The sequence below is a fragment of the Streptomyces sp. NPDC005863 genome, from assembly GCF_042871345.1.
Lineage (GTDB): Bacteria > Actinomycetota > Actinomycetes > Streptomycetales > Streptomycetaceae > Streptomyces.
On the sequence record NZ_JBIAII010000006.1, the window covers coordinates 15329 to 30245 of the forward strand.

17 protein-coding genes are annotated in these 14917 nt (G+C 72.0%); 5 read left to right on the forward strand and 12 right to left on the reverse strand.

Translation table 11 applies throughout. The features are described from left to right. Positions 1 to 39 precede the first annotated feature (39 nt). The gene (locus ACFYO9_RS21610; protein WP_358778728.1) at positions 40 to 606 is read right to left on the reverse strand and encodes a MarR family transcriptional regulator; all 567 of its coding nucleotides are present in this window, start codon (positions 604 to 606) and stop codon (positions 40 to 42) included. A 46-nt stretch (positions 607 to 652) separates the two neighbouring features. Between ACFYO9_RS21610 and ACFYO9_RS21615 the strand changes: the two genes are divergently transcribed. Further along, positions 653 to 1159, forward strand: a complete 507-nt coding sequence (locus ACFYO9_RS21615; protein WP_358778727.1) for a carboxymuconolactone decarboxylase family protein — start codon at positions 653 to 655, stop codon at positions 1157 to 1159. A gap of 12 nt (positions 1160 to 1171) precedes the next feature. On the opposite strand, the gene ACFYO9_RS21620 is transcribed toward ACFYO9_RS21615, so the two are convergent. Next, complete coding sequence (locus ACFYO9_RS21620) at positions 1172 to 1435, reverse strand: DUF397 domain-containing protein (RefSeq protein ID WP_358778726.1); 264 nt, start codon at positions 1433 to 1435, stop codon at positions 1172 to 1174. After that, on the reverse strand, positions 1432 to 2241 hold the full coding sequence (locus ACFYO9_RS21625; protein ID WP_358778725.1) for a helix-turn-helix transcriptional regulator: 810 nt from the start codon (positions 2239 to 2241) through the stop codon (positions 1432 to 1434). Before ACFYO9_RS21625 ends, ACFYO9_RS21620 begins: the two co-directional genes overlap by 4 nt. Before the next feature lie 83 nt (positions 2242 to 2324). Here ACFYO9_RS21625 and ACFYO9_RS21630 point away from each other — a divergent pair, with 83 nt between their 5' ends. Next, entirely contained in the window at positions 2325 to 2741 is a 417-nt protein-coding gene (locus tag ACFYO9_RS21630; protein ID WP_358778724.1) for a hypothetical protein, read from the forward strand. Here ACFYO9_RS21630 and ACFYO9_RS21635 read toward each other — a convergent pair. Next, positions 2684 to 3418, reverse strand: a complete 735-nt coding sequence (locus ACFYO9_RS21635; RefSeq protein ID WP_358778723.1) for a GDSL-type esterase/lipase family protein — start codon at positions 3416 to 3418, stop codon at positions 2684 to 2686. The two genes, ACFYO9_RS21630 and ACFYO9_RS21635, sit on opposite strands and share 58 nt — an antisense overlap. A gap of 198 nt (positions 3419 to 3616) precedes the next feature. Here ACFYO9_RS21635 and ACFYO9_RS21640 point away from each other — a divergent pair, with 198 nt between their 5' ends. After that, positions 3617 to 4615 carry a WD40 repeat domain-containing protein gene (locus ACFYO9_RS21640; protein ID WP_358778722.1) on the forward strand — a complete coding sequence of 333 codons (999 nt, stop codon included), beginning with the start codon at positions 3617 to 3619 and terminating at the stop codon, positions 4613 to 4615. A gap of 45 nt (positions 4616 to 4660) precedes the next feature. Here ACFYO9_RS21640 and ACFYO9_RS21645 read toward each other — a convergent pair whose 3' ends face one another. Beyond that, positions 4661 to 5422: a TetR/AcrR family transcriptional regulator gene (locus ACFYO9_RS21645; RefSeq protein ID WP_358778721.1), complete on the reverse strand. Its 762-nt coding sequence runs from the start codon at positions 5420 to 5422 to the stop codon at positions 4661 to 4663. 129 nt (positions 5423 to 5551) lie between these two features. Here ACFYO9_RS21645 and ACFYO9_RS21650 point away from each other — a divergent pair, with 129 nt between their 5' ends. Continuing rightward, the gene (locus ACFYO9_RS21650; protein WP_358778720.1) at positions 5552 to 6586 is read left to right on the forward strand and encodes an ATP-binding cassette domain-containing protein; all 1035 of its coding nucleotides are present in this window, start codon (positions 5552 to 5554) and stop codon (positions 6584 to 6586) included. Then, a complete protein-coding gene (locus ACFYO9_RS21655; protein ID WP_358710465.1) occupies positions 6583 to 7413 on the forward strand; it encodes an ABC transporter permease in 831 nt (276 codons plus the stop codon). The genes ACFYO9_RS21650 and ACFYO9_RS21655 overlap by 4 nt, the downstream gene beginning before the upstream one ends. Before the next feature lie 105 nt (positions 7414 to 7518). On the opposite strand, the gene serC is transcribed toward ACFYO9_RS21655, so the two are convergent. The 7 genes from serC to ACFYO9_RS21690 form a co-directional block, all read right to left on the reverse strand. After that, positions 7519 to 8637 (reverse strand): phosphoserine transaminase, encoded by a 1119-nt coding sequence (serC, locus tag ACFYO9_RS21660; protein ID WP_358710466.1) that lies wholly within the window; start codon positions 8635 to 8637, stop codon positions 7519 to 7521. Between the two features lie 355 nt (positions 8638 to 8992). After that, positions 8993 to 10231, reverse strand: coding sequence for a cytochrome P450 (locus ACFYO9_RS21665; protein ID WP_358778719.1), 1239 nt, complete (start codon positions 10229 to 10231; stop codon positions 8993 to 8995). Then, complete coding sequence (locus ACFYO9_RS21670) at positions 10228 to 11499, reverse strand: cytochrome P450 (RefSeq protein ID WP_355807890.1); 1272 nt, start codon at positions 11497 to 11499, stop codon at positions 10228 to 10230. Before ACFYO9_RS21670 ends, ACFYO9_RS21665 begins: the two co-directional genes overlap by 4 nt. Further along, positions 11496 to 12143: an ATP/GTP-binding protein gene (locus ACFYO9_RS21675; RefSeq protein WP_355807888.1), complete on the reverse strand. Its 648-nt coding sequence runs from the start codon at positions 12141 to 12143 to the stop codon at positions 11496 to 11498. The genes ACFYO9_RS21670 and ACFYO9_RS21675 overlap by 4 nt, the downstream gene beginning before the upstream one ends. Then, on the reverse strand, positions 12124 to 12480 hold the full coding sequence (locus ACFYO9_RS21680; protein WP_355807886.1) for a DUF742 domain-containing protein: 357 nt from the start codon (positions 12478 to 12480) through the stop codon (positions 12124 to 12126). Before ACFYO9_RS21680 ends, ACFYO9_RS21675 begins: the two co-directional genes overlap by 20 nt. Continuing rightward, positions 12477 to 12968: a roadblock/LC7 domain-containing protein gene (locus ACFYO9_RS21685; RefSeq protein WP_358778718.1), complete on the reverse strand. Its 492-nt coding sequence runs from the start codon at positions 12966 to 12968 to the stop codon at positions 12477 to 12479. Before ACFYO9_RS21685 ends, ACFYO9_RS21680 begins: the two co-directional genes overlap by 4 nt. Then, positions 12965 to 14551 (reverse strand): ATP-binding protein, encoded by a 1587-nt coding sequence (locus ACFYO9_RS21690; protein WP_358778717.1) that lies wholly within the window; start codon positions 14549 to 14551, stop codon positions 12965 to 12967. Before ACFYO9_RS21690 ends, ACFYO9_RS21685 begins: the two co-directional genes overlap by 4 nt. Between the last annotated feature and the right edge of the window lie 366 nt (positions 14552 to 14917).

The window sequence follows — 14917 nt, forward strand, 5'->3', positions numbered from 1 at the left end:
GCGGTACAACGATACGCACGGAGGCGGGGTCACGTCCGGTCACGAGCCGCCCAGCCAGCCCGCCGCGTCGAGCCGGAACGCGTCCGCGGGGACGACCCCGCGCAGGCCGGCCTCCAGGTCACGGAGGTGGTGCGGGCCCATCGCCTGCGCCCACTCCGCGCGCAGTTCGTCGAAGACCGCCGCCGAGCGGCGCAGCGCGTCGATGCCGTGCGGGGTGAGGCGGACGAGTTTGCGGCGGGCGTCGTCGGGGTCGTCGGTGCGGGCCGCGTAGCCGAGGGCGATGAGCCGGTCGACCGTCTTGCCGGCCGCCTGCTTGGAGACGCCGAGTCGGCGTCCGACCTCACTGGCGGTGGCCCCCGCGGCCCCGATGGCCTGCATCGCGAAGCCGTGGGCGGGGCGGAGGTCGGGGTGGCCCTGGCGGGCGAGTTCGGCGTGCAGGCGGTCGATCAGGGTGCGGAATCCCGCGAAGAGGAGCAGGGGCAGCTCGTATCCCCTGCCGTCATCTCCGTTGCCTTCATCCCTCTTGCCCTCATCTCCCTTGCCGCCATCTCCCTTGCTGTTATCGACAACCTGGTTTACCTTCTTGTCGTCAACCATGTTGTCCATTTTACGGGTCCGCGCATCGACCGAGCGGGCCTCCAGGGGGTACGTGATGTTCGCTGGGCACACACTCGAAACCGCGCCGGAAGCCTCGCGGCAGGCCATGCGGAAGACGGCGGCCGCCTTCGGGAAGGTGCCGGACGCGGTGGCGCGGCTGGCGGAGTCGCCGGAACTCCTGAACGGGTTCGTGGAGTTGAGCGCGGCCTTCGAGGGCTCGACGCTCGATCCCCTCGCCCGCGAGGTCGTCATCATGACGGTCGCCGTCCGCAACGAGTGCCACGTCTGTGTCGCCCTGCACACCGGCAAGCTCCGGGCGCTGGGCGCGGCCCCGGAGGTCGCCGCCGCGTTGTGCGCGGGGCGCGCACTGGACGACGAACGCCTGGACGCGGTGCGGATGTTCACGCTGGAGGTGCTTGTCGCCGCGGGCGCCGTTGCGGAGGAGCGGCTCGCGGCGTTCCTCGCGCGGGGCTACAGCGAGCGGAACGCCCTCGAAGTCGTCCTCGGCATCGGTACGTACACGATGTCGACCCTGGCGAATCGGCTCACGCGGGCGGTGTGAGGGGGCTGGCGCTTAGTTGCGGGTCGCGTGCGCGTGCGCGTGCGGGTGCGTCAGGAAGGCGGTCCAGGTGGCGGGGGAGACGTGGAGGGTGGGGCCGCCGGAGGACGGGGGGTTCTTGGAGTCGCGGATGTGGATGGCGGTGGGGGTGGGGGCTATCTCCAGGCATTCGCCTTCGTCGGTGCTGTGGCTGGACTTGGTCCACGCGAGGGCCGCCTCCAGGCATTCGCCTTCGCCGCTGCTGTAACTGCTCTTGAACCAGTGGAGGGCCAAGCTCATAGATCTTGCGCCACCTTCTCGATCAGCTTCGCCGAGGCTTCGGGTGTGAGCGACTGCGCCCGCAGAATGCCATATTTTCCGAACAGGTTGCCCAGGTCGGGTTGTTCGGTCACGAAGTAGCCGCCGCTCGGGGCTTCCACGTAGGCGAGCTGACGGCGTGTGTCCGTCTCCAGAAGGATCATGGGGCCCGTCAGCCCCGCGTGCGACTGGCAGGCATGAGGCATGACCTGGATCTCGACGTGGCGCAACTCGCCGATCCTGAGGATGTGGAGCAACTGCTCTTTCAGGACCCCGGGTCCGCCCAGGGGCCGGGTGAGCAAATTCTGCTCAATTACGTAGCTGATGTCTGGCGGGGGTTTACGGCGAAACAGCTCTACCCGTTCGAGTCGGGCGGTGACCCGCTTCTCCACCTCGTCGTCGTCCAGGGAGGGATAACAGTTGCTGTTGTAGACCGCGCGCGCGTAATCCTCGGTCTGGAGCGGTCCGGGGAGCACGAGCGTTTGGTAGGCGTGGACGGCGGCTGCCTTCCTCTCCTCGGCCAGGTAGTCCGCCGTCCACGGAGGAATCACGCGGGACCCGAACTCCTTCTCGGCGAGTAGCACCAACGCGCCCCGCGCGTTGAGGACTTCATCCGCGATCTCGACCAGCTTCCCCCTCGGCGGCCGTTCCCCCCGTTCCACCATCGCCACCTGCGACTTGGAGTACTGGACATGCGTGCCCAGCGTCTCCTGGGTCATCTCGGCCTGCTCGCGGAAGAACCGCAGCAGCGCGCCGAACGACTCCGAACCACGTTCACCGGAGTGCACAACGTCCTCCCCAAGTACACAGCCCCGCACCACCCTCGCGCAGCCCTGGTCACAGTATGTGAGCGGCCGTGACGATATGCCGCATGAACTGGGAAACCTCATCACTCAGGGTCCACGACTGGATCCCCGCGTCGGGCCACGCCCTGCGTCACGCGGGGATCCACTTCGACGCCGTGCGGATCGGCGGCGCCTTCGGTGAGCAAACCGCCTTCGAACTCCTGCAGTTCACGGACTTCCGCGCGGGCCCGATCGTCCGCGAGGCGACCGGCGGACGCTACTTCTACTTCCTGCTGCCCCCGCGGGAAGCGGCCCCGTACGACTGGCCGGCCGGGGTGCGCCCCCTGAGCCGCGACGCGGGCGTCCTCGCGTACGTCGGCGTACCCGCCCTCGACGGCTACACCTGGCCCCTGGACTGGCAGTCCTACCCCACGGCCAAAGACCCCTACGTGAACGCCCAGTTGCTGCACGAGGCGACGCGGCGCGCGGCCGGTGGTGCGTAGGGGCCGCCGATGCCCCAGGCCTGGGAGAGCGCCTCCGCGAAGGCGGAGGCCAGTTTGTGTTCGCCGCTCGCGTTCGGGTGCGTCCCGTCGTACGTGTCCGCGTCGATGTCGTACGACCGCGGGCGCGAGGCCAGGAGGAGCGGGGAGCGGGACGTGTCCAGGTCGGCCACCGTCTTCGCCAGGAGTTCGTTGAAGCGGGTGACCTCGGCGGCGAAGGGGGCGTCCGAGGCCGCCCGGATGTTCGGTATCACCGGGAGCAGGACCATGCGGACGGCCGGGTTCGCCGAACGGGCCGCCGTCACGAACGCGCGGACGTTGGCCGCCGTCTGTTCCGCGTTCGTGTAGAAGCCGAGGTCGATCAGGCCGAGGGAGATGAGGAGCACGTCCGCGGGGTCGCGGTGCAGCGCGTCCGCGATCTGCGGCGCCATGTGCAGCCAGCCCTCGCCCCAGCCGGCCAGGTGGTGGCGGGGGAAGTCGGGGTGTGCGGCGGCATCCGCGTAGTCGTACGAGACGGGCTCGCCCGCCGCCTTGTCGTGGAGCGCGGTGCGCGGGCCGACCACGGCGACGCCCTCGGGGCCGAGAGTGGCGCGCAGGTGCTGCCACATGCGGAGCCGCCAGGTGTGTTCCCCGGCGCTTCCGATCGTCATCGAGTCGCCGACGAACATGAACCTGAGCATCCGCTCATTCTCGCGGATCGGGGACGGCCCCTGCGATGTGAGGCTGCGCACGCTGCCCGTGAGGTGAGGCTGCGCACGCTGCCCGTGAGGTGAGGCTGCGCACGCTGCCCGTGGGGTGAGGCCGTGCACGGTTGCCCCCGCCGGCCCGAGGCGAGGCTGCGCACGCCGCCCGCGCGGGCGGATGGCACTCTTGGGCGCATGCGTTCGCTTCGGGCTGTTCCGTCTGTTCTCGCCGCTGCCGTGCTGGCCGTTGCCTTCGCCGTGCCCGCCGCGGCCGACGGTCACGACGGGTTCACCCTCAAGGATGCGCGGATCGTTGAGTCCAGCGGCCTGGCCGCCTCCCGCGCCCACCCCGGCATCTACTGGACGCACAACGACCAGGACAAGGGTGCGTTCCTGTACGCGGTCGACTCCAGGACCGGCGAGACCGTCGCGACGATCACGATGACCGGGGTCGGCGCGCCCCGCGACGTCGAGGCGATCTCCGTCGGCAGCGACGGCAACATCTACGTCGGCGACATCGGCGACAACCTCAACGGCACCTGGAAGAACGTCTGGGTCTACAAGCTGCCCGAGCCGAAGCGGCTGAAGGACCAGACGGTCCGCGCCACCCAGTACGTCGTGAAGTACGCCGACGGCGCGCGCGACGCGGAGGCGCTGATGGTGCACCCGAAGACCGGCCGCATCTACATCGTCAGCAAGAACGAGGAGGGCGGCGGCCTCTACGAGGGCCCGGCGCGGATGTCCGCCTCGGGCACCAACGTCTTCCGGCGCGTCGCCGAGATCGACCTGTGGGTGACCGACGCCGCCTTCTCGCCGAACGGCGAACAGCTCGCCGTACGCGGGTACTTCGGCGGCATCTGGTACGCGTGGCAGGGCGACGGCAAGAAGCCGCAGCGCAAGGGGCGGCTGAGCGTGCCGCTGCAACGCCAGGGCGAGTCCGTCACGTACACGACCGACGGCACGACCCTGATGTACGGCACCGAGGGCCGGCAGAGCCAGGTGGAGCCGGTGGAGGCGCCCGGCGGGGGCGGCGGCGGGTCCAACTCCCCTTCGGACAACGGGGGTACGGCCCGCGAGGGCGACGACGATCCCTTCCTCGGCGGGAGCGTCAAGACCGGGGCCATCGTGGTCGGCGCCGTCCTGTTCGCCGTGTTCGGGCTGAAGAGGCTGGGGCGGCGGGGGCAGCGACGGTAGCGGGGTGGCGGCTGAGGTGACCGGCGGGGGCCCGGGGGCCGGGGCTCAGCGCTCTCCGGCGCGTCGGGCCACCAGTACGTCCAGGCCGTCCAGGAGCCGCTGCAGCCCGAACTCGAAGTGGTCGAAGTCCGAGCCGAACGGGTCACCGGTGAGCCCGGCCAGGGTCGGATAGCGGCCGCTGCTCATGGCCTTGTCCAGTGCGGGCAGCTGCGCCGCCCAGAACGCCTCGTCCGTCAGGCCGGTCCTCGCCGACTCGGCCTCGTGCACCTGGGTGCGGGCGACCCCGGTGACGTACCCCTCGGTCATCATGATCACGCCGACCAGCTCGGGGTCGGTCAGGCCCATCGATGTGATCCGGGACAGCGTGCGGTCGAGGCCGGCGATGGAGCCGGGGCCGAGCACCGGGCGGGCCGGGTTGACGTGCAGCAGCCAGGGGTGGCGCCGGTAGAGGACGAGGGTCTCGCGGGCGAACTCCTCGATGCCCTCGCGCCAGCCGCCGGACCATGAGCCGTCGTCGGCGGGCGGCGTGGACACGTGGTCCAGCATCAGATCGACCAGTTCGCCCTTGCCCGGCACGTACCGGTAGAGGGACATCGTGCCGGTGCCGAGCTCGGTGGCGAGGCGGCGCATGGAGAGCGCGGCGAGCCCTTCGGCGTCCGCGAGCCGGACCGCCTCGGTGACGATGCGGTCCAGGGTGAGGCCCGGCTTGGGGCCCCGGGCCGGCCGCTCGCCCTCGCCCCAGAGCAGCTCCAGGCTGCGGGTGATGTCGCTGCCGGTGCGCCGGTCCTCGCCGTTGGTGCTCGTCATGGCCCTCACCCTAATCGGCGGCACATCAGGAACTGGGTACGGCGTACCCGTAAAACTGAGTACGGTGTACCCTCATTTGAGTACGGCGTACCCAGTGAGGTGCGCGAGGGGTTCGGGGAAGGGGCGGCGATGAACGGGAACGGCTTCGCGGTACGGGCCGAAGGGCTCGAGAAACGCTACGGAGAGCGGCATCAGGGCGAGCGCCGCGAGAAGTACGCCCTCAACGGCTTCGACCTGCACGTCGAACAGGGCACCGTGCACGGCCTCCTGGGCCCGAACGGCGCGGGCAAGACCACCGCCGTACGCATCCTCGCCACCCTCCTGCGCCCCGACGGCGGCCGCGCGGAGGTGGCGGGCGCCGACGTGGTGCGCGAGCCCGCGCTGGTCCGCGGCCGCATCGGCCTCACCGGGCAGTACGCGGCGGTCGACGAGGTGCTCACCGGCCGGCAGAACCTGGAGATGTTCGGCCGCCTCTTCCACCTCGGCGGCAGGCGGGCCGCCCGGCGCGCGCAGGAACTCCTGGAACAGTTCCACCTGGAGGACGCGGCCGAGAAGGGTGCGGGGCAGTACAGCGGCGGCATGCGGCGCAGGCTCGATCTCGCCGCCTCGATGATTCTCGCCCCCGCCGTGCTCTTCCTGGACGAGCCGACCACCGGACTCGACCCGCGCAGCCGCCTCGAAGTCTGGGACTCCGTACGGGAGTTGGTCGCGGGCGGTACGACGGTGCTGCTCACCACCCAGTATCTGGAGGAGGCGGACCGGCTCGCCTCCCGCATCACCGTCATCGACCGCGGCCGGGCCATCGCCGACGACACCCCCGACGGCCTGAAGAACACGGTGGGCGGCAGCCACCTCGACGTCGTGGTGCGCGAAGCGGCCGACCTGCCCGCGGTCGCCAAGGCGGTGGCCCGCGTCTGCGACGGCGAACCGGTCACCTTCGACCTGGAGCGCCGGGTGCAGGCCGCCGTGACCGACCGGGTCGGCGCCCTCACCGACGTGGCGCGCACCCTGCGGGACGAGGGCGTCGCGGTCGAGGACATCGGGTTGCGCAGGCCGAGCTTGGACGACGTGTTCCTGCGGCTGACCGGCGAGAGCCGGGGGAGTCGCGGGGGTCTTGAGGGCGGCGAGAGCCGTGGGAGCCACGGGACGGAGGTCGCCGCGTGAGTGTCACCCTCACCGCCGACGCCTCGCGCGGGCGGCTCTTCTGGGCCCTCGCCGACTGCTGGAACGTCACCCGGCGCTACCTCACCCACTTCCGCCGCCAGCCCGTCAACATCGCCTGGCAGCTGGGCTTCCCCATCATCAGCGTGCTGCTGTACGGGTTCGTGTTCGGCGAGGCGATGAAGGTGCCCGGCGACGGCGAGGACGGGGACTACCTGCAGTTCCTGATGCCCGGCATGTTCGTGATGACGATGGCCTTCGGGTTCATGAACACGGCGATGGGGGTGGTGACGGATTCGACGAAGGGGGTCATCGACCGCTTCCGCTCGATGCCGATGGCCCCGTCGGCCGTGGCGTCCGGGCGCGGCCTCGCCGACCTCGTCGTGGCCTGCGCCGAGCTGACCATCCTCGCGCTGACCGCGCTCGCCATCGGCTGGCGCTCCAGCGCGGGCGTGGCCGACACGGTGCTCGCCTTCGGGCTGCTGCTGTTCCTGCGGTTCAGCCTGATCTGGGTGGGGGTGTTCCTGGGGCTCGTGGTCCCGACCCCGGAGGCGGCGGGCGGCCTCTACGCGGTGGCCTTCCCGCTCACGATGATCTCCAGCGTGTTCGTGGCGCCGTCCCTGATGCCGGACTGGCTGGCGCCCGTCGCCGCGTGGAACCCCGTCTCCTCGACGGGGACAGCCACCCGGGAGCTCTTCGGCAACCCCGGTGCGGGCGGCGGCAGTTGGGTCGAACAGCACGCGGTGCTGATGGCCGTGGTGTGGCCGGTCGTGATCTCGCTGGTGTTTTTGCCGCTGGCGGTACGGAGGTTCAGGGGGCTGAGCCGCTGAGGGGCGGGGACGCCCCGTAAGGGGCGCGGGGCTCTGACAATTGCGGCTCCGCCGCGTGGGCGCGACCAGCCACGACGAACCCGCGGCCGGTCGCGCAGCACATCCTTAGAGCTTGTCGATCACGTAGTCGATGCACTTCGTCAGCGCCTCGACGTCCGCCGGATCGATCGCCGGGAACATCGCCACGCGGAGCTGGTTGCGGCCCAGCTTCCGGTACGGCTCCGTGTCCACGATCCCGTTCGCGCGCAGAGCCTTCGCCACCGCGCCCGCGTCGATCTCGTCCGCGAAGTCGATCGTGCCGATGACCTGCGACCGCTTCGCCGGGTCCGTCACGAACGGCGTCGCGTACTTGGACTCCTCGGCCCAGCCGTACAGCGTGCGCGAGGACGCGGCCGTGCGGCCCGTCGTGAACTCCAGGCCACCCTGCGAGTTCATCCAGTCCAGTTGCTCGGCGAGCAGGAAGAGCGTGGCGAGGGCCGGGGTGTTGTACGTCTGGTTCTTGCGGGAGTTGTCGATCGCCGTGGGCAGCGAGAAAAACTCGGGGATGTGCCGGCCGGACGCGTGGATGCGCTCGGCGCGCTCGATCGCCGCCGGGGAGAACGCGGCCAGCCACAGGCCGCCGTCCGACGCGAACGACTTCTGCGGGGCGAAGTAGTAGACGTCCGTCTCGGCGACGTCGACCGGCAGGCCGCCCGCGCCGGACGTGGCGTCCACGAGGACGAGGGAGCCGGCGTCGGCGCCCTCGACCCGCTTGATCGGCGCCGCGACGCCGGTCGAGGTCTCGTTGTGCGTGAAGGCGTAGACGTCGACGCCCGCCTCCGCCTTCGGGTCCGGGTGCGTGCCCGGGTCGCTCTTGATCACGGTCGGCTCGGCCAGCCACGGGGCGAGCTTCGACGCCTTCGCGAACTTGGAGGAGAACTCGCCGAAGGTGAGGTGCTGCGACTTGTTCTCGATCAGGCCGTGCGTCGCCACGTCCCAGAACGCGGTAGAGCCGCCGTTGCCGAGGATCACCTCGTATCCCTCGGGGAGGGAGAAGAGGTCGGCGATGCCCTCGCGCACGCGCCCGACCAGGTTCTTGACCGGGGCCTGGCGGTGGGAGGTGCCGAGGAGGGAGGTGCCGGTGGCGGCCAGGGCGTCCAGCGCCTCCGTACGCACCTTGGAGGGGCCCGCGCCGAAACGGCCGTCGGCGGGCTTCATGTCAGCGGGAATCTGGATCTCAGCCACGGGGGGAGCCTAGCGGCTCAGGGCTCGCCGTCTTGGTGGTGTCCGTCGGCTGAGATCCTCGGTCACCCGGGGTGGACGTCTCGGGGCTCCGCCCCGGACCCCGCTCCTCAAGCGCCGGAGGGGCTGATTCCTCGCGCTGCGCGCTCGTCCTCAATCGCCGGACGGGCTCGGGATGCCGTGCCCCGCGCCCCACCGGTGGGCGTCTCGGGGCTCTGCCCCGGGCCCCGCTCCTCAGGTGCCGGAGGGGCTGATTCCTCGCGCTGCGCGCTCGTCCTCAATCGCCGGACGGGCTCGGGATCCCGTGCCCCGCGCCCCACCGGTGGACGCCTCGGGGCTCCGCCCCGGACCCCGCTCCTCAAGCGCCGGAGGGGCTGATTTGTTGCGCCTCGCCGCCGAGGAGCACCGGCAACTCGTACAAGTCGTTCTGCGTCACCACCGGCTTGTTGCGGAGGGAACCGTGGGGGACCGCCAGGGTCAGGTTCGGGAAGCGGGCGTACAGGGACGGGAGGGCCACGCCCGCCTCCAGGCGGGAGAGTGCCGCTCCGGGGCACACGTGCGGGCCGTGGCCGAAGGAGATGTGGCGGGTCGGCGACGTGCGGGTGATGTCGAACGTGGTCGCCGTGGGGCCGTGGGCCCGTTCGTCGCGGCCTATCGCGCCGTACGAGACGATCAGCGCGTCACCCTTCGGGATCACCTTGTCCCCTACGGGGACGTCCTCCGCGGCGAAGCGGATCAGGACGTGCGACGTGGGGGTCGCGTAGCGCAGGGTCTCCTCGATCACCGCGTCCCAGCCCACCTCGCCGGCGAGGACCAGGGCGAGCTGGTCGGGGTGGGCGGAGAGGTTCACCACCGCGTTGACGATGAGGGAGATCGTCGTCTCGTGGCCCGCCGCGACCATCAGCTGGAGCGTGGAGAGGATCTCCGCGTCCGTGAGGTGGTCGCCGTTCTCCGAGGCCAGGATCAGCGCGCTCGTCAGGTCGTCGCCCGGCTCCGCGCGGCGGGCCGCGACGACCTTGCCCATCATCTCGGCGAGTTCGCCGAGCGTCGCCATGACCTCCTCGGGGGGCGTCTGCGTCGAGAAGAACTTGTCGAAGAGAATCTTGAGGCGGGGGTGGTCCGCCTCCTCTATGCCCATCAGGTCGCTGATGACGTACATGGGCAGGGGGTAGGCGAACTCCGCCTTCAGGTCGATGGGGCCGGGGCCCTCGGGGAGCCGGTCCAGGAGGGCCGTCGTCAGCTCCGCGACGCGCTCCCGCATCCGCTCCACCCGGCGCGGCGTCAACGCCTGCGCGACCAGCGTGCGCATCCTGCGGTGCTCCTCGCCGTCCACCGTCAGCATGGAACGGCCCGGATTGGCGAGGCCGATCAGCGGCCAGTCGGCGGGGATCTCGCCGCGCCGCCAGGCGCCCCAGACCTCGATGTCCTTCACCAGCCGCTTGTCGTTGAGGAGTTGGCGGGCCTCGGCGTGGTGCGTGACCGCCCACACGGGGACGCCGCCGGGCAGCTCCGCCTCGGCGAGGGGGCCCGCCGCGCGCAGCCGGGCGCTCTCCGCGTCGAGGTCGGTGACGAACGGATCCAGGGCGATGCGCGTCATCTGAGGTCTCCAAACGCTGAGGTCGGGGTCGGGGTGAAGCTCACCGGGAGGTCCGTGAGGCCGCGCAGCCAGGGGGACGGGCGGCGGGTCAGGGCGTCGGCCGGGACCGCGAGGTCGAGGTCGGGCAGCCGGTCGAGGAGGACCTCGATGCCGGTCCGCGCGATGACCTCGGCGACCTCCTGGGCGGGGAAGGGACAGCGGTGCTCGCCGTGCCCGAAGGAGAAGTGGGCGCTGTTGCCGCCGGTCAGCGCCGAGCCGTCGGTGCGGACCTGCGGGTCGGAGTTGGCGGCGGCGAGGCCGAGCAGGAGCAGGTCGCCGGCGTTGACGCGGCGGCCGCCCAGCTGGGTGTCGCGGGAGGCCCAGCGGCCTGCGACGTTCTGCGTCGGGGTGTCCTCCCACAGGACCTCGTTCATGGCCTCGGCGACACTGTGCCGGCCGCCGAAGAGGGACGCGGCGAAGCGGTCGTCGGTCAGCATCAGGCGCAGCGAGTTGCCGATCCAGTCGGCGGTCGGCTGGTGGCCCGCGGCCATCATCACCATCAGGTCCTGGGCGATCTCCTCGTCCGTGAAGCCCTCGTCGCCGTCGGCGGCCTGGGTCTCCAGCATGTACGAGGCGACGTCGTCGCCCGGTGCGGTGTGCTTGTCGGCGATGAGCCGTGCCATCGACTCGGCCAGGTGCTGCGCGCCCGCCAGCGCCCGTTCGCGGCCGTCGATCATGTCGTTCAACGCGGTGACCAGGCCGGGGCCCTGCTCGTCGGAGAAGCCGTAGATACGGGCCAGGACGCGGACCGGGAGCAGCATCGCGTACTCGGCGACGATCTCCGTGGCGCCCTTGCCGCAGAACCGGTCGATGAGCTCGTCCGCGAACTGCTCGGCGTGCGCCTTGAGTTCGAAGGGGTCGACGCCTTCGAGGGCGTGCGCGATCATCGCGGCGCGCCGGGTGTGCCGCTCGCCGACGGTGTAGAGGATGGACGGCTGCCGGTGGCCGATCATCGGAAGCAGCGGCCAGTCGGCGGGGATGTTCGGCCACTGGTTCCACAGCTCGGAGTCGCGGCTGTAGAGCGCCGGGTCGCCGGTGACCTGGTGCAGCTCGCGGTAGCCGAGCACCAGCCAGGCCGGTATGCCGCCGTCCAGGAGTACGGGGGCGACGGGGCCGTGGTCGCGGCGCATCTCCCGGTACAGCCGGGTCGGGTCGGTGGCGAACCGCGGTCCGGAGAGCGGGACGGGGCCGGGCGCGGCGGCTCCGGCGCCGGTTACGGGGCAGGTCACTGGGGGGTCTCCTGGGAGGCGTTGCGCTGCGCCGCGTACAGCGACGTGAGGTGTTCCACGAGCGTGATCAGCACGTCCCTGCTGGACGCGCGGGAGCGGGCGTCGCAGTCGACGAGCGGCACCCCGGGGTCGAGGTCGAGCGCCTCGCGCAGCTGCTCGGGGGTGTGCGCGGGGCCGCCGTCGAACGTGTTGCGGGCCACGATGAACGGCGTGCCGTGGTGCTCCAGGCGGTCGATCGCGTACCAGGAGTCCTCCAGGCGGCGGGTGTCGACGAGGACGACCGCGCCGAGCGTGCCGGAGAAGAGGCGGTCCCACAGGAACCAGAAGCGCTCCTGGCCGGGGGCGCCGAAGAGGTAGAGGACGTTGTGCGCGTCGAGGGTGATGCGGCCGAAGTCGAAGGCCACGGTGGTGGACGTCTTGGCGCGCAGCCCGTCGAGGCCGCCGGTCTCGTCGATGCCCCGCCCGGCCTGCGTCATCGTCTCCTCGGTGTTGAGGGGACGGATCTCGCTGACGGAGCGTACGAGCGTCGTCTTGCCGACGCCGAAGCCCCCGACCACGACGATCTTCAGGCCGTTGTCGGCGGTGGCGGTCAGTTCCGTTCGGGAGGCCCCGGCGGCGCTGCGTTCAGAGATTGCGGAGTCCAACGAGCACCTGCTCCAGGATGTCGGGGTCGGGAAGGCTGTGGTCGCCGGTGGGGCGCGGGTGGCGGGCGCTGATCCGGCCCGCGTCGAGCAGGTCGGACAGCAGGATGCGGGTGATGCTCACCGGCAGGCCGAGTTCGGCGGCGACCTCCACGACGGCGGTGGGCAGCCGGCACATCCGCAGGATGGCGGTGTGCTCGGACTGCATGCCGGGGACGGGGCCGGACTCGGCGACGACGAGGGTCACCAGGTCGAAGGGGGTGTCGGGCGCCGACCGGCTGCGTCCCTGCGTGAGGGTGTACAGCCGGTCGGGGGTGTCGTCCCGGCCGGGGCGGCTCATGAGGCGGGCGGGGTGCGGGGGCCGTCGTCGGCGCGGGGCGCGGCGCGCAGGTACTCGCCGAGCTGCTCGACGAGTTCGCTCATGGTGTGCCCGACGAGGCCCGCGTCGGCGTCCTCGGCGGCGATGACCGCGAGGTGCGCGCCCTCGCCGGCCTCGACGATGAAGAGGATGCCGCCGTAGAACTCGGCCATCGCGGAGCGGACCCCGCCGCTGCCGTCGCCGAACTCGGCGGACGCGCCGTGTGACAGGGACTGGATGCCGGCGGCTATCGCGGCGAGCTGGTCGGCCTGGTCGACGGAGAGCTCCGGGGTGCGGCACAGCTTGAGGCCGTCCCGGGAGAGCACGAGGGCGTGCCGGGCGCCGGGGGTGCGCTCCAGGAGCCCGACGAGGAGCCAGGTGAGCTTTTCGTCGGTGGTGGTGCCGGGGGTGGTGCCGCCAGGGGTGGAGCTGCCGGGGGTGGAGCTGCCGGAGGTGGTGCCGGTGGTCATCGGGGGGTGTCGCCTTCCGGGTGCGGGGGAGTTGCGTCTGCGTCCTCAGCCGGGGCCGAGGCGTCCGTGCCGGTGTCCGTGCCGGCGTCCGTGGCCGTGGGCGTGGTGCGGACGGCCTGGCGGAAGCTGCTGAAGCGGGCCGCGGTGCTCGCGGCGGCCGCGGCGTGGGACCGGATCGGGGTCTCCCCGGTGTCGCTGTCGGCGCGGGCCCGCTCGGCGGCGGCGAGGGTGCGGCCGCGGGGGCGCTTGGGGAGGGGGGCGTCGGTGCCGGTGCCGGTGACGTCTTCGGTGGGGCGCCCGGGGCTCGTCCGTGGCTGCGGGGCCGCGGGGGGATGCCCGTGCTCGCCGTCCCTGCGCCGCGTCGGGAGTTCCCGGACCTCGGTGTCGGCGAGGTGCTCCGTGCGCACCTCTCCCCGCGGCTCTCCTCGCGCCTCCTCCGGCGCGCTCGCGGGTGCCGGGAGGGCCGTCGCGGCCGGGCGGGATGCCGGGACCGGAGTCGGCACCGGCGCCGGGGTCGTCTCCGAGGGGCGGGAGAGGAGTTCCTGGGGTATCAGCAGGAGTACGCCCGTGCCGCCGCGGGCCGAGGGGCGGAACGAGACCGTCAGGCCGTGCTTGCGGGCCAGCCTGCCGACGACCGCGAGGCCGAGCCGGGTCCCGGACAGACCGCCGAGCCCCTTCGTCTCGCCGGACACGGCGTGCTCGGCGCGGCGCTGCTGCACGGGGCCCATCACGAGGCCGCTGTCCTCGACGGAGATGATGACGCCGGCCGCGACCTCCTCGATGTAGACGTGCACTTCGGAGGTGGGCGGCGAGAAGTTCGTGGCGTTGTCGAGGAGTTCGGCCAGGGCGTGCATGACGCCCTCGGCGGCGTGGCCGGCGACCGCGACCTCGCTGGCCGAGTGGACGCGCACCCGCTGGTAGCCGCCGATGCGGCCCATCGCGCCGCGCAGGATCGACTCCATGATGATGGGGCGGGCCCAGCGGCGGCCCGAGCGGGCGCCGGTGAGCACGGCCACGGAGTCGGCGATGCGGCCCGCCTGCGCGGTGCGGTGGTCGAGGTGGAGGAGGTCGGTCAGGACGTCCTCGTCGGCGTGCCTGCCCTCCATCTCGCGCAGGTCGGCGAGCATGCCGGTGGCCAGCGCCTGCATGCGGCCCGCGGCGTTGGCGCAGGCGGCGAGGGCGGCGGCGCGCTCGGACTCGGCGCGGCGGGCGCGCACGGTGAGTTCGGTGCGCTCCCGGGCGAAGTACTCGGTGAGCGCGGTCCGCTCGCGGGTGAACTCGTCGGTCCGTGCGGCCTGCTCCTGTACGAGCCGCCCGGCGTCCTGACGTACCGTCTCGACGCGTCGGCGCAACAGGGTGTTGGTGCGTACGGTGTGGAAGGCGAGCGTCACCGCGGCGGTCAGCGCGAGGGCGGCGGCGCCCGAGCCCCAGGCCAGCGGGGCGCGCACGGAGGCGGGCGCGAGGGCCACGGCGGCCCCGGTGAGCGCGGCGCAGGCCACGGCACAGGCCAGCAGGACGAAGGCGGTGGGACGCAGCGGAGGGTGCTCCGTCCCGGGGCGCGCTAGGGGGGTTTGCGCGGTCATCAATCGGGGTCCTCGATCGGAAGCGACACACTCTGCTCAAGTTCTGCTCAAGTAAGGATCACTATAGGAGAGTTGTCGACCGAGGTGGGAATCTTCCCGTCCGGAACGGTGGATAACGGGTGCGGCGGGGTGGTCACGAGGGGCCGGTGCGGGGGCATCCTGGACCGTATGAGCGATCGCGACGGCGCCTTCGAAGGACCCGCACGGCGTGCCGACGGGCGTGCCGACGGGCGTACCGACGGCCGTACCGGCCAACGGGATCCGGCCGCCCCGGCCGCCCCGGCCGCCCCGGCCGATCCGGAAGGGTTCGCGCGGCAACTGCGCGCCGCCGTGCGCGGCGAGGTGGACCTCTCCGTCACCGCGCGG